The organism is Neobacillus endophyticus (genome assembly GCF_013248975.1).
In the GTDB taxonomy this organism is placed as follows: Bacteria; Bacillota; Bacilli; order Bacillales; family Cytobacillaceae; genus Neobacillus; species Neobacillus endophyticus.
The window spans coordinates 1,258,553-1,271,284 of sequence record NZ_JABRWH010000001.1; the positions used below are offsets into that span (position 1 = coordinate 1,258,553).

At 38.6% G+C, this 12,732-nt stretch carries 15 protein-coding genes and 1 other annotated feature; of the genes, 7 read left to right on the forward strand and 8 right to left on the reverse strand.

Annotation, left to right across the window (positions count from 1 at the left end):
• Positions 1-575 precede the first annotated feature (575 nt).
• Positions 576-1,439, reverse strand: a complete 864-nt coding sequence (locus tag HPT25_RS06050) for an SDR family oxidoreductase (RefSeq protein WP_173061406.1) — start codon at positions 1,437-1,439, stop codon at positions 576-578.
• A gap of 189 nt (positions 1,440-1,628) precedes the next feature.
• On the opposite strand from HPT25_RS06050, the gene HPT25_RS06055 reads away from it, so the two are divergent.
• A complete protein-coding gene (locus HPT25_RS06055) occupies positions 1,629-2,066 on the forward strand; it encodes an Rrf2 family transcriptional regulator (RefSeq protein ID WP_173061409.1) in 438 nt (145 codons plus the stop codon).
• Positions 2,067-2,250: 184 nt separating this feature from the next.
• Here HPT25_RS06055 and HPT25_RS06060 read toward each other — a convergent pair whose 3' ends face one another.
• Positions 2,251-2,634: a DUF1259 domain-containing protein gene (locus tag HPT25_RS06060; RefSeq protein WP_173061411.1), complete on the reverse strand. Its 384-nt coding sequence runs from the start codon at positions 2,632-2,634 to the stop codon at positions 2,251-2,253.
• A 103-nt stretch (positions 2,635-2,737) separates the two neighbouring features.
• Positions 2,738-3,622, reverse strand: a complete 885-nt coding sequence (locus tag HPT25_RS06065) for an AraC family transcriptional regulator (protein WP_173061416.1) — start codon at positions 3,620-3,622, stop codon at positions 2,738-2,740.
• A gap of 119 nt (positions 3,623-3,741) precedes the next feature.
• Here HPT25_RS06065 and HPT25_RS06070 point away from each other — a divergent pair, with 119 nt between their 5' ends.
• Both HPT25_RS06070 and HPT25_RS06075 read left to right on the forward strand, forming a co-directional pair.
• On the forward strand, positions 3,742-4,686 hold the full coding sequence (locus HPT25_RS06070) for an EamA family transporter (protein ID WP_173061418.1): 945 nt from the start codon (positions 3,742-3,744) through the stop codon (positions 4,684-4,686).
• A gap of 206 nt (positions 4,687-4,892) precedes the next feature.
• Positions 4,893-5,125: a binding site (T-box leader), on the forward strand.
• A gap of 73 nt (positions 5,126-5,198) precedes the next feature.
• Positions 5,199-6,764 carry a 2-isopropylmalate synthase gene (locus HPT25_RS06075; RefSeq protein ID WP_173061421.1) on the forward strand — a complete coding sequence of 522 codons (1,566 nt, stop codon included), beginning with the start codon at positions 5,199-5,201 and terminating at the stop codon, positions 6,762-6,764.
• An 89-nt stretch (positions 6,765-6,853) separates the two neighbouring features.
• On the opposite strand, the gene HPT25_RS06080 is transcribed toward HPT25_RS06075, so the two are convergent.
• The 3 genes from HPT25_RS06080 to HPT25_RS06090 are packed head-to-tail and all read right to left on the reverse strand — an operon-like array spanning position 6,854 to position 9,277.
• A complete protein-coding gene (locus HPT25_RS06080; RefSeq protein ID WP_173070929.1) occupies positions 6,854-7,336 on the reverse strand; it encodes a hypothetical protein in 483 nt (160 codons plus the stop codon).
• A gap of 58 nt (positions 7,337-7,394) precedes the next feature.
• Complete coding sequence (locus HPT25_RS06085; protein WP_173061424.1) at positions 7,395-7,919, reverse strand: hypothetical protein; 525 nt, start codon at positions 7,917-7,919, stop codon at positions 7,395-7,397.
• Complete coding sequence (locus HPT25_RS06090) at positions 7,916-9,277, reverse strand: FAD-binding oxidoreductase (RefSeq protein WP_217269643.1); 1,362 nt, start codon at positions 9,275-9,277, stop codon at positions 7,916-7,918. The genes HPT25_RS06085 and HPT25_RS06090 overlap by 4 nt, the downstream gene beginning before the upstream one ends.
• A gap of 292 nt (positions 9,278-9,569) precedes the next feature.
• Between HPT25_RS06090 and HPT25_RS06095 the strand changes: the two genes are divergently transcribed.
• The 3 genes from HPT25_RS06095 to HPT25_RS06105 all read left to right on the forward strand — a co-directional run bounded on the left by HPT25_RS06095 (position 9,570) and on the right by HPT25_RS06105 (position 10,720).
• Positions 9,570-9,764, forward strand: coding sequence for a hypothetical protein (locus HPT25_RS06095; RefSeq protein WP_173061428.1), 195 nt, complete (start codon positions 9,570-9,572; stop codon positions 9,762-9,764).
• On the forward strand, positions 9,764-9,961 hold the full coding sequence (locus HPT25_RS06100) for a YwbE family protein (RefSeq protein WP_173061430.1): 198 nt from the start codon (positions 9,764-9,766) through the stop codon (positions 9,959-9,961). The genes HPT25_RS06095 and HPT25_RS06100 overlap by 1 nt, the downstream gene beginning before the upstream one ends.
• Positions 9,962-10,252: 291 nt before the next feature.
• The gene (locus HPT25_RS06105) at positions 10,253-10,720 is read left to right on the forward strand and encodes a DUF3291 domain-containing protein (RefSeq protein WP_173061433.1); all 468 of its coding nucleotides are present in this window, start codon (positions 10,253-10,255) and stop codon (positions 10,718-10,720) included.
• 68 nt (positions 10,721-10,788) lie between these two features.
• On the opposite strand, the gene HPT25_RS06110 is transcribed toward HPT25_RS06105, so the two are convergent.
• A complete protein-coding gene (locus HPT25_RS06110; RefSeq protein WP_173070931.1) occupies positions 10,789-11,073 on the reverse strand; it encodes a DMT family transporter in 285 nt (94 codons plus the stop codon).
• 158 nt (positions 11,074-11,231) lie between these two features.
• Here HPT25_RS06110 and HPT25_RS29335 point away from each other — a divergent pair, with 158 nt between their 5' ends.
• A complete protein-coding gene (locus HPT25_RS29335; RefSeq protein ID WP_376767909.1) occupies positions 11,232-11,744 on the forward strand; it encodes a CBO0543 family protein in 513 nt (170 codons plus the stop codon).
• Between the two features lie 270 nt (positions 11,745-12,014).
• On the opposite strand, the gene HPT25_RS06115 is transcribed toward HPT25_RS29335, so the two are convergent.
• Positions 12,015-12,686 carry an O-methyltransferase gene (locus HPT25_RS06115; RefSeq protein WP_173061438.1) on the reverse strand — a complete coding sequence of 224 codons (672 nt, stop codon included), beginning with the start codon at positions 12,684-12,686 and terminating at the stop codon, positions 12,015-12,017.
• Positions 12,687-12,732 lie beyond the last annotated feature (46 nt).

The following is a 12,732-nucleotide window of genomic DNA, read 5'->3' on the forward strand; positions in this document are numbered from 1 at the left end:
GATAGAAAAAAATGCCCCACTTGTTTAACAGGTTCTGTTTTCGAGTACAAGTTTTTAAAAACCATTAAAAAAGGAGCATCAAATCGTATCTGATTTGGATCCCCCTTTTTTATTGATATATAGGTGTTTTTCTAAAAAATAACGAGTTAGTAATTGTACGGAGGTTTCTGTACCATTAACTCCAGCATCTAGGTCACGAGGGTCCGCACTTATTGTTGGGGGATCAGGTAAAGCACTCCAATCTAATTAATAGACGGAAAAATTTCGCTTAATTAGTAATTATTAATAATAAGGGCTTAAATAGACGGAGAGATTCCGCTTATTGACTAAAAAAACGCGAAAATGGAGGATTTTCCTTAGTTTAATCGGAAAACCTCCCCTTTTATCCCCCCGAAACGTGCTCTATTTTGCATCTAACCGGAACTTCTCCGCTTATTTTTACGGTGTTTTTTATGCGAATATTTCAAAACTATTTTAAATTTTGTACTTCAAAACAGAACCTGTTACCAATAGATAACCTTTTTGTGTCTATCTATTGAGGCCCGTTTATCTAGACTCATTGTTTTTTATTTAGCTTATGAAATTGCTTGAACCATTTGAGACAGTGCTTCTTTGATTGGCGTAACTGGACGGCCAAGAACTTTCTCAAAATCATTGCTTTCTACTTCTAATGAACCATTTCGAATGCTATCTTGAATTCCAACGACGATCGGAATGACGAAATCCGGCAAGCCGAACCCCTTCATTATTTCTGCATATTTCTCGTCACCAACTTGCTGCACAGGTATTTCTTTCCCTAATACAGCACCAAGAGCAGATGCTAATTCTTCTTGAGTTAAAAGAGGCCCAGAAAGCTCATAAACGGTATTTTCGTGACCGTTGCCTGTCAGAACCGCTGCTGCTGCGTCTGCGTAATCTTGTTGCAGTGCCCAGCCAACTTTCCCAACCCCAGCTGAAGTTACCCAAGGAGCACCTGCCATGGCACCCTGAATGCTTCCTATTTCGTTTTCTAAATACCAATTATTGCGCAAGAATGAATACGGAATATCCGTCTTTATGATGGCCGCTTCAGCCGCAACATGTGGCGGCGCCATTAAATTGGTGCTGTCTGTTGCATTTGCTAAGCTTGTGTAAGCAATAAATTTTACTCCTGCACGTTCCGCCGCTTGGACAGCATTGGTATGTTGAATAATTCTTGTTTCGTTGTCACCATCCGCCGAAATAATTAATAAGCGATCAATCCCTGCAAAGGCCTTATCTAATGTTTCTGGATGATCAAAATCTCCTTGACGAACTTCTACCCCGCGGGAACGAAGCCCTTCCGCTTTCTCTGGATGACGAACACTTACTGCGAGTTGACTTGCCGGTATCGTTTTTAGTAATGATTCAACAACCTTTGTACCCAACTTCCCAGTTGCTCCAGTCACTAATATTTTCATTTATATTCCCCCTGCCTTAGTTTATCTAAATTAAATTGATTACATGTACTCATTCTAGTTACATGTAACCGATTTGTCAACAGGTTAAATTTCTTTTATATATTTTGTTGTAATTTGCTATAATAAACTTGTAATCAATTTAATTACACAATAAATTTAATGAGATAGAAAATAGGATGGTGACTGCAGATGTCTATCAGTAGCAGATTTGCTGTAGGAATTCACATATTATCTTTAATAGAATTTAATAAAGAAGGAACAAGCTCGTCCGAATATTTAGCGTCAAGTGTTAACACGAACCCAGCTGTCATAAGGAAAATTATGGGGATGCTTAAAAAGTCAGGTTTAATAGAAGTACATCCTGGTATTGCAGGTGCTAAGCTGGCAAAGACATTAACTGATATTACACTGTTGGACGTATATAAGGCCGTGAATGTTGTACAAGAAAATGAATTGTTCAGCGTACATGACAATCCCAATCCTCGATGTCCAGTTGGGAAAAACATTCAAAATACGATAGAACCGCTTTTTGCAGCTGCTCAATTAGCCATGGAAAAAGTTTTAGGGAATGTAACTCTAGAGGATGTTGTGAAGGATATTACCACTAAAGAGAATCAAAACTGTTAAGAAAGACATTCTACGGGGATGTCTTTTTTCGTTTTTAACCTTCTGCAATGATAAAAACTACAATGCAAGCCGCCCCCTCTTCAACTCTTGCTCCATTACTTTAAGCCAAACGGAGCCTTTAGTTAGTAAAGGTCATAAAAAAAGGACTGCCGAAGCAGTCTGTGCGGCGGAACTATACCAATGGTTAGCTCCTTAAAGATCTTCTTACTTTCCTCGCAAAAGCTAATGGTTCATCAACAGATTCGATATTAACGTAAATCAGATTCGGATCATCAAAAAACCACTCATTGTGTACGGATGATACGATTATTCCCTGTTTAAGAATGGCAGCCACGAAATTCTCAACTTCATTTTGCAAGAGTGCTACCCTGCCTAGGCACAATGCTCGTCCAGTTTGAGGATCTCTTGATTCAAATGAGAAAGAAGAGGTTACTCTGAACCGTTTTCCTAAAATAGTTGCATTTATTTCAGATCGATTTATAGTTGCTACGCATTTTCCACCCGCAAATCCTTCTTGCCCTCCGATAATTCTAGCAAACTCACGACAAATTAATTCGTCATTAGACACAGCTATTCATCTCCTCCTAAGTATTACTAGGATATGAATAAATGAATGGCTCGGAAACGGACATGCATCTATTTTTGGAGAATATTCCCCTACTTTAAATGAATCAGCTATTTTTATGTTTCTTGTATGTTAATGGTGTCATGTTCATCACTTTTCGAAACTTATCTATAAAATAGCTTGTGCTATTAAACCCTACTTGATAGGCAACCTCGGTGACATTGGATTCTGCTTGTTGCAGTAAGATGAGGCTTTTTTGAATTCGATAATCGCTTACGTAATTCAAGGGCGTTTTCTTTAAAATTCGTTTGAAATATCTACAACATTCAGAACGGCTCAATTGACCAGCACTTGCAATATCGTCTAAAAGGATTTTCTCAGCATAATGCGTGTGGATCCAATTTAACATTTGCTTCATTCGACGACTCTTTAACATTTCCACCTGTTCGTACTCTAATGGAAAACCATTTATCATTAAGTTTTTCCAAATTAGCGTTAACTCGACAGTGATATCCATTTCATAGTATGGAGGCTTATGTCGTATCAATTGATTGATTTTCACAATTGCATCTAATATGTTTTTCCCCCAAAGCTGCTTTGAATCCAAGTGTAAGTATGGTAAATTAGTCGCTTGAATCAAGGGATTTACATAGGCTGTGTACAGTTCTTGTGATACAACAAACGGTGGCGCAACATTTAAACAAATATAGACACAGCCTGTGTTGTTCTGATCTTCCACCATATGAAGACAGCCACTATTTATAAATAGCCCCTCTCCTTCTTGAATAGTAAGTTTTTCATCATTTATTTGAAAGAGGGCTTCTCCTTTAACAATTAGAACAAATTGAAATTCATCATGCCAGTGAAGTGGTATATATCCATTTATATTTTGCTTAATCGTGGTTTCATAACAGGCCATCGGCAATGCTACTGTACGATGTTCTGTTAATTCTTTTAAATTGCGGTCAATGACAAAGTCTTTTATTTGCATATCGCCACCTCAATATATTTATATTTTTTCATTTGATTTAAGTATTATTTTAGGAAAAATCCTCTTATTATTACAAATATCATAATACTATTTTTATATTTAGAGGTGGAGAATCAACCATGAAAAGAAGAAAAGGATTATTTCTTGTTATGACAGGAGCGACGTTTTGGGGTATTGGCGGCACCGTTTCTAAAAAGCTTTTTCAACAATACGCTCTAGATGTTAATTGGCTAGTAACGACCCGATTACTCATAGCAGGCTTATTACTCTTATCCGTTCAATTTTTCGTAAAAGACCGTTCGCAAATACTAGGGGTCTGGAAAAATAGAAAAGCTGCATTTCAACTATTGATCTTTGGATTAATCGGTATGCTTGGGGTTCAATATACCTACATGGCATCCATTAATAATGGAAATGCTGCGGTAGCAACGCTACTACAATATTTAGCACCTATCATGATTATGGTTTACTTCATTTTGAGCAAACAATCTGTACTGACAAGAAAAGATTTGTTAATGGCTTCGCTTGCTTTCATTGGCTGCTTTTTCTTATTAACCAATGGTTCTTTCTCTCAACTATCTGTGCCGCCACTCGCCATCTTTTGGGGGATATTCTCTGGTCTTACGGCCGCATTTTATACGTTATATGCCGTTCCTTTACTGAAAAATTACGACTCACTTGTCATTGTTGGCTGGGCTATGATGATCGGTGGTGTTGCCTTAAGTTTTGTCCATCCGCCTTGGCAAATGGACTTTAAAAGCTTAACGCCAGAAACTTACTTATATTTAATCTTCGTGATCATTCTTGGTACTATGATAGCCTTTTGGTTCTATATCGAAAGTTTACAAAGTCTGTCGCCAAAAGAATCGAGCCTTCTGGGAAGCCTCGAGCCACTGTCTGCTGTTCTATCAACGGTCTTTTGGTTAAAAGAATCCTTTGGAATTTTTCAATGGATGGGTACAGCTTGTATCATTGTCATGGTTTTATTATTGGCATTGAATAAAGATCCCTCTACAAAGATGAATCAACTTTCTAAAAATGAAAAGCCCCTCGGAATTAGCTAAAAAAGGGTTCCAACGGCGAAGTTCAAGTCATTTTACCCGAACCAAATTTTCATACTAGAAATCAAGAGAGCCGTCTCTCCCCTCCAGTCCATTTGATATTTAGGGTCCAAACGGTGTTATTGACCATCAAATTAAATGTTCAGAAAAGTCACTTTTTATATTGACACAGCCCTATATAATTTTTATAATTACCATAAATTACATATTCAAATGTGTTGATTAGGAATAGTAGAAGTGTTGAGACCTATTAGAGAACCGCTGGTTGGTGCAAAGCGGCAGGTCGAGACCTTTGAACTCACCTATGAACAGTTGCCTGACAATGTAGGGTAAACCGTGCTTCCGCCGTTATATGGATAGATGGTAATGGCCATCGAATGAGATCATTTTCAACATTTGAAATGAATTAGAGTGGTACCGCGGGCTAATCCTCGTCTCTATTGCAGAGACGGGGTTTTTTGTTGTTTAAATTCTGGGTCTCATCTGCCCGAAACAAATGGAGGAGGAATGATTAAATGAAAAGAAACATCATTGTGCTTGACACTACATTACGTGACGGGGAACAAGTTCCAGGTGCAAAATTGAATGTGAATCAAAAGATTGAGTTTGCCCGACAGTTGGAGCGCCTCCATGTAGACATTATTGAAGCAGGTTTTCCCGCATCTTCAAAAGGAGACTTTCAGGCTGTTCAGGAAATCTCCCGCTCAGTTGGCGATCATATATCCATAACAGCTTTAGCAAGAGCAGTGAAGGCGGATATCGATGCCGTATATGAAAGTATCCGAATCGCACAAGATCCGTTCATTCACATTGTATTGGGCTCCTCGAACATCCATGTAGAGAAAAAGTTTAACCGCTCTAAAGATGCCGTCCTGCAAATGGGTGTCGATGCAGTCAAGTATGCCAAAACGCTGTTGCCGCATGTCCAGTATTCCACAGAGGATGCATCCAGATCCGATTTTGATTATCTATGGAAAACCATAGAAGCCGTGGTGAAAGCCGGAGCTACCATTATCAATATCCCTGATACAGTGGGATATGCTGAACCGGGGGAGTTCGGTGATTTAATCCGAAGAATTAACTATCGCTTAAAGAACATAAATGACAATGTCATTCTCAGCGTTCACTGCCATAATGACCTAGGTCTGGCCACTGCTAATACGCTCAGTGCCATCAAGAATGGGGCGGATAAAATAGAATGCACGATTAATGGACTGGGGGAACGCGCAGGAAACACCTCCCTCGAGGAAGTGGTTATGGCTCTAAAAGTAAGAGAAGATGTATATCAATGTATGACGAATATAAAAACAACCGAGCTTCTTAATACGTCCAAACTCCTAACCCATTTGACAGGACTGGATGTACAGGTAAATAAAGCCATCACCGGTGAAAATGCCTTCGCTCACTCTTCTGGTATTCACCAGGACGGCTTGCTGAAAGATAAACAAGTATATGAAATCATGTCTCCCGAGGAAGTGGGAGCAGATAGCATGGAGCTGATCTTAACTGCCCGTTCCGGCAGGCATGCCTTTAAGAATGCTGTTGAAAGGATGGGCTTCAGCTTGAACGATGACGCTGAGTTTGAACAGTTGTTCCAGAAATTCCTGGAATTAGCCGACTTAAAGAAAGAAGTGTATGATCATGATGTCTTCTACTTAGTCACCGGTTATCGTGAACATTCTACAAGCCAAAACCAGCTGTATGAATTGTTGTCATTCCAAGTTGTTACGAATGATCTTTATCCTACTGCAGCCGCAAAATTAAGAATGGGAGACGAGATCATTAAGGGAAGCGCCGTTGGTGATGGACCGATTGATGCCCTTTACAGTGTAATCAAAACATTGACCAAACTTGACGTTCATTTGCAGCATTACAAAATTAATAGCATATCCAGAGGGAAAGAAGCTGTGGGCCGAGTGAATATTAAAATTGAATATAAAGGGAAAACCTACTCCGGCCGAGCCATGGATACTGATATTATTAAAGCGAGTGCTCTGGCATTTTTGAACGGCATAAACGCTGCGTTATTGGATGCAGTGTACAACGAAGAGCAGCGCAAAGAGGAAATCCGCTTAAATTAAAAAATAAAGGCTATTGGTCAAGGTTATGACCAATAGCCTTTCCGCCTCCTATTACTATTCGGATTGTTTTGCTTCCTATTTGCAAAATCTTATTTATTCTTTTTTCCGTTTAGTAGATCATCTTCCACCTGACAGATCCATCTGTAATACCCTATTAGGATTAGCAAAAGCATAGGATTGATCATGGCTGAATACCACCATTTCCACCATCCATAATGAAAGTATCCCCATGGTTCAGGAAGCATGGTAATGAACTCATACGTTACTGTACCTATATCCCAGCAAATAAAGTACAAAATTTGTTTAAGCAACGCACTATTAAAAGGGAACCAGTTTAAAAACATCATGTTAACGGGGGGGACGATTGCAAAATGTGCCGGAACTGCTTGCCAATCTACATCTTTTGTAAAGTACCAATAACCCTGGTATTTATAGTCAACAAAAAGATCAAATGAATCTTGGAATACAGTTGTAAAAGCCCAAATATGAATAATTTGGTTTTTCGATAACCTCTTATTAGTTCTAAAAGCAACGAAATTAAGAATTATAATTGCAATAATAAGACCTGCCATCATTTATTCCTTTTTATTACTACCCTTCCCTCTTCGAAACACTTTCATTCAAATCATGCTATTTTGCTCTGTTTCTTTTTAATGCCAGCCAAGAATTCACCATGTACCATGCTCCGGCTAGATAAAACAGCATGTGAACTGAAAACCAGTCAAATATAAACCCTGCACCAAGGATGCTGGCCACGATGATTAACTGCAAAATGAACTGATGGATATTTTCCTTTCTCCAGCTTAGCTTGTCTTTTTTATCAAATTCTTTTTCCGATAATTTATATAGCGCTTGGAAGATCCCCATAAAGCATTGAATCAAGGAAACATGGAATATATTCACAGCAAGTGGCACCGAAATCATGGATACACCTAGCCCAAACAACGATATGCTATACATTCTATTCATCGGAATTTGATGAGGAATCCAGGTTAAAGCATAGAAACAGGCTGCTGATGATAATGCGAATAAAGCATATAGCAAAGAGAACGCGCTATAGGTTTCTCCTATATTTTTTAAAAATAAAAGATAGTAGGGAAAGATCGCCGTCTGAATAACCAGGACGCTTCCCCGTATCAACAGTTTGCTTTTCACTTGCGGTACCTCTCAAAAAAAAGACTTGTCATATACTCATTCGGGTCGTATTTTTCCTTTTCTTTTACAAATTCGTCAAAGTTAGGATAGGACTCAAGCAACTGTTTTTTAGTGGCGTAAGGGTAGTAAGGTAAATAAAAGGTACCGTTGTGTTTCAAGGTGATATCAATCATCTTTTGAATCGATTTTTGGGATTTTTCAACATCATGTTTTTGTTTTCCATGGTTGAATAATGCCACAAGGGCGATCATATCGGTCTTGGCATAGGACAGCATCGATGAATCGTCTTTGGATACATAACGAATCGTGAAGTTAAGCAGATTAATATCATCTTTTTTCAGAAACGCTTGGATGTCTTTGACATAGGAAGGATACTCATCGATTGGTATGAAAAATTCCTGCAGTGTGTCGGTGTCCTTTTGGTTCTTATAAAGCAGAAAATCGCTTTCCGAACGCATGGCATTGTTTCTTGATATCAAGCTTTTATCAAGAGATAGGAAGTATCTTTCCTGCAAGTACCAAAGCAGGTCCTTCCCGAAGCTGGTCTTGCGCGATAAATTTAGTAATGAGTAGGTCAAAAATGGCTGCTGGTCATCTTTCAATTTACGAAAGTTTCCTGTCAGAGGTTGTTTAGTTGTATGGTATTCGACGACAAACATGCTGTCCATCAATGTTTTAGGTGCAACCGAAATACGCGCATAAGCCATCTTCACATTGGGGTTCTCCCTTAAGGAATGGACATAACTCGGGAATTCATCCACGCTCACTTTTTTCGTACGGATCTTATACACCTCATCATCTGTTACTTGCAATTCCACGTCTAATATGACACCAAATAGACCATATCCCCCTAATACATCCTTAAATAATTCCGGGTTGCTTTTTCGGTCAACCTTCTCGATTTTTCCATTAGGAAGCAATAGGTGGAACCAATTGATAGAATGACCTAGGGATTCGTTTTTGATATCCCTACCATGCACATTTACACTGATTGCTCCACCGACGGTGAAAATATTCTGGCTTTGCATGACTTTTACAGCGAGACCTTCCGGAGCAAGGGCTTTTTGAATGTCATCCCAAGTTGCCCCGCTTTGGACATGAATGGTTTTTCTTTTTTTATCGATTCCTAGTATTCTATTAAAACTTGTCATATCCAAAACAACGCCGTCTGGGTAATAGGTATGCCCACCCTGGGAGTGCCTTTTACCCGCTATGCTAACTTTTAATCCATCTCTTTTGGCGTTTTTCAGGATATTAACAATCTGTTCTACTTCTTTCCCTTTTTCAATCCGCTCTATTTTCGTTGGAAGAAGTCTGCCTACATCTTGGATCGTATTTCCCTGATACAGGTCATCCATATAGTGGGTTAGCGAATACTTAAAAACAGCATATGAAACCAAAAATACAAAAACAACAAGTGAGAGTATCACGAAAATGATTTTCTTTATATCAAACCCTCCTTACACAGAATCTATGTAGTGTAAATTTACACTAATCGTATCATGTATTCCCTTGGTTTTATACCAAAATTTTCGTTTTCACTTATGTACAATCCTGTTCCTCAGACCAATACGAAAATAGCGCCTTTCACAAATAAGGGAAAATAGATTATACTGGAATAACTATGCTATTCAAAAGGAGAAATCACAAATGACTGAGAATAATCAATCCGAAGCACCAAAAAAGAAAATTAGCCTGCAAGAGGCAATGAAGCAGCAGCTTGAAAGGAAAAAGAATCAGGCCGCCGCTGGTAAAGGAAAAGCAAATGCCGACCTTTCAACTCAAAAAATGAAAAGTCAGCAAACGAAAAAAGCAAGCAATACCCGCAGAAAAATGGGTGTCTAATGAACGGACAAAATCGGAAAGACGTTTTTCCTGGCTTGGAAGTTGAAATTGTTTTAAAAGCAGATCAAAAAACTGGAAAGCTTACCAGGGGCATTGTGAAGGATATTCTCACCAATTCGAGCACCCATCCCCACGGTATAAAAGTCAGGCTAACAGATGGACAGATCGGACGCGTCCAAGTCATTCATGCTAAATAAAAGAAGGAAAAAAGCATTCAAGAACAGTTGAATGCTTTTTTCCTTCTTCATTTTTTCAGAAGATCCCCATTATTCCATCTTGTAACATATGAATAGCAAAAGGAAATCATTCGAGCTGCAAGGTAATTTAGAAATTGTCCCAGAAGTGTTCCAATAAGTTTTGTTCCCATTAACAAAATGACAAGGGGTATAACATCTCCATAAGGTCCGGTTCACCTAATCTGTTCAACAGGAATTAGACCAGTTTTTCTCGAATATATGTAGGTAAAAAGCGGAAACGAGGAGATAATTATGGCTTTTGTTGCAATCTATACTGTTGGCAGACTAAAACATCCGTATGAACATCCTGCCTCGCGTGAGTTTTTTGAAGTGGGCAACGAAGTAATTCAACAGGCTATTAAATCAGGGCATCTTATAGAGGTGTTTTCACCTGATGGTGTGCCATTCCCTGAGGAAACGATCAAAGGAGAGGGTTCTCCGATTCTTACACTAACCGTTTGGAAAAACCTTCAATCTTTATATCGTTTTACCTATTCCGGTCAACATAAGCAGGCCTTACGAGACAGAAACAAGTGGATTGAATCTCATCAAGAGAAACAACCCACCTATATATTGTGGTGGGCAGAGAAGGTGAAGGATGTATCCTGGCAAGAGGCCTTCAAGCGATACAACTATTATATTCAGCACGGACCCACTCCCTTTGCGTTTGACTATAAGCATGCATTTGATGAAAAAGGGATGCCGTTCTTGGTTCAATAGTAAGAAGCAGTTCTCCTGCTCCCTTATAGGAACCCGTAACAAAAGGAAAAGGCATTTTTCCTGACTACTTACATGTTTTTTTCACTTTGCACCGTCTTAGAATACGACGCATCATGTGAGGAGTTGTGCAGCGGACTCCAAATGTTTAATACAATGACTCCAGTAATGATCAATAATATCCCTATCACACTTCCAATCGTTATTCTTTCTTTCCAAATCAAAATGGATATGATCACTGTCGCAACTGTACCTAGCCCTGACCAAATAGCATAGGCTACATTTAATGGAATTGTTTTGAGTGATAGGGATAAAAGGAAAAAAGCACACGAAAAACATACAAATACCCCTAATATTTACCATCCGGACGATTTCTAGTCAATATTTCTCAATAATCCTACCTTACCTGTTATTTCAGAAACGCATACAAAATGCGTTTACTTTCAAATTAATGGTTATATTAAATATTACTAATCCAAAAATGAACCTCAACAAAGGAATAGGCGGATGATACGTGTTTAACATTGCGGTTACATTAACTAACATTTATGTAGCGTGGCGCTGGGGGGACTGGCGTAATTGGAGGATTTACCATACCACGATCCTTTATATGATTGTGTGTGACCTATTATATAACTTCCTTACTTACAATCACTCGCTATGGACCTATACACATACCACGTTCCAACCGAATCACACCCTAATAAACGTTTTTGTCATGTTTATTGCCTATCCGTGTATGGTACTTATTTATTTAGGACGTTTTCCCAAGACCTTCATTAGGGGCATCCTGTGGGTCCTTCTATGGGTTGTTTTGTGGTCCCTCTTTGAATGGATCAGCTTAAAACTAGGGCAATTTTCGTACCAGAATGGTTGGACGCTTGGATGGTCTATAATCTTCAATATCGCGATTTTTTTAATGGTTCGATTACATTACAGCAAACCTTTACTCGCCTATGGTTTGTCAATCATAGCAACAATTTTTATGTTATATATCTTTAAGGTCCCCATTTCCAAGATGAAATGAAACACAAAAAAGAGGCTGTATTAGCCTCTTTCCTCCTACCATGTAAGCCAGATTCACTTATTTAAATCCTCAACCGTTAGTTTTAAAAAATAAAGATTGCTCAGCCATCCCAAATTGCAAATATCTGACTCCTATTATTCATAAAGGAAGTATAACAACCCTTATTATAGTAAAAATTTATACGTTCTTTATCATAGATTCGTTTTGATATAGAGATATGCACTTTGTGAAGGATACTCATTGGTTGAACAGGATTAGGAGGCCCTGCAACTACTCTATTACAACCCCAATGACAAATCCATCGTATCCTTTTGTTCCTACAGTTTGAATGGCAGTCGATTCAATCCGTGATTCCTCAGATAACAACTCAATAAATTGCCGTATTCCTTGAACACCTGCATCTTGACTCTTCTCATCCACCACCCGCCCATCACGAACCACATTATCGCCAATGATTACTGTTCCTGGTCTGGAATATTCCAATGCCCATTTTAAATAGTGTGGATTGTTGGGCTTATCCGCATCAATAAAGATCAAATCAAAGAAAGAGATTCCTTTTTCTTTAAGGGTTGGTAATGTTTCAAGTGCAGGTCCTACAATAACCTCAATTTTATTTTCTAATCCCGCTAATTTAATATTTTCTTTTGCCACTTTCGCATGTTTCTTTTCGTATTCCAGTGTGATGAGATGCCCGTCTTCCGGCAATGCCCTTCCAAGCCACACGCTGCTAAAGCCCCCAAGAGTACCAATTTCCAAAATATTTTTTGCATTTTTAAGCTTCGCTAGTAAATAAAGAAACTTCCCTTGGTTTGGAGTAACATCAATGGCAGGTAAATGTGCTTCGGAATTAGCTTTCAATATGGAATTCATAATAGAATCAGACGTATGGAGCTTATCGTTAAAATAAAGGTCTACATTATTCCAGATTTCAGAATTACTCATCATATCTCTCCTTATTTTATTACGAAATTACCAATATAAGTCACTA

Bases quoted from the DNA above. Each gene is read 5' to 3' on its own strand.
- HPT25_RS06070 (WP_173061418.1), top strand. From the start codon at position 3,742: ATGAAAAGAAGAAAAGGATTATTTCTTGTTATGACAGGAGCGACGTTT.
- HPT25_RS06055 (WP_173061409.1), top strand. From the start codon at position 1,629: ATGTCTATCAGTAGCAGATTTGCTGTAGGAATTCACATATTATCTTTA.
- HPT25_RS06090 (WP_217269643.1), bottom strand. From the start codon at position 9,277: ATGGATGACCTGTATCAGGGAAATACGATCCAAGATGTAGGCAGACTT.
- HPT25_RS06100 (WP_173061430.1), top strand. From the start codon at position 9,764: ATGAACGGACAAAATCGGAAAGACGTTTTTCCTGGCTTGGAAGTTGAA.
- HPT25_RS06080 (WP_173070929.1), bottom strand. From the start codon at position 7,336: ATGGCAGGTCTTATTATTGCAATTATAATTCTTAATTTCGTTGCTTTT.
- HPT25_RS06065 (WP_173061416.1), bottom strand. From the start codon at position 3,622: ATGCAAATAAAAGACTTTGTCATTGACCGCAATTTAAAAGAATTAACA.
- HPT25_RS06095 (WP_173061428.1), top strand. From the start codon at position 9,570: ATGACTGAGAATAATCAATCCGAAGCACCAAAAAAGAAAATTAGCCTG.
- HPT25_RS06050 (WP_173061406.1), bottom strand. From the start codon at position 1,439: ATGAAAATATTAGTGACTGGAGCAACTGGGAAGTTGGGTACAAAGGTT.
- HPT25_RS06115 (WP_173061438.1), bottom strand. From the start codon at position 12,686: ATGAGTAATTCTGAAATCTGGAATAATGTAGACCTTTATTTTAACGAT.
- HPT25_RS06105 (WP_173061433.1), top strand. From the start codon at position 10,253: ATGGCTTTTGTTGCAATCTATACTGTTGGCAGACTAAAACATCCGTAT.
- HPT25_RS06075 (WP_173061421.1), top strand. From the start codon at position 5,199: ATGAAAAGAAACATCATTGTGCTTGACACTACATTACGTGACGGGGAA.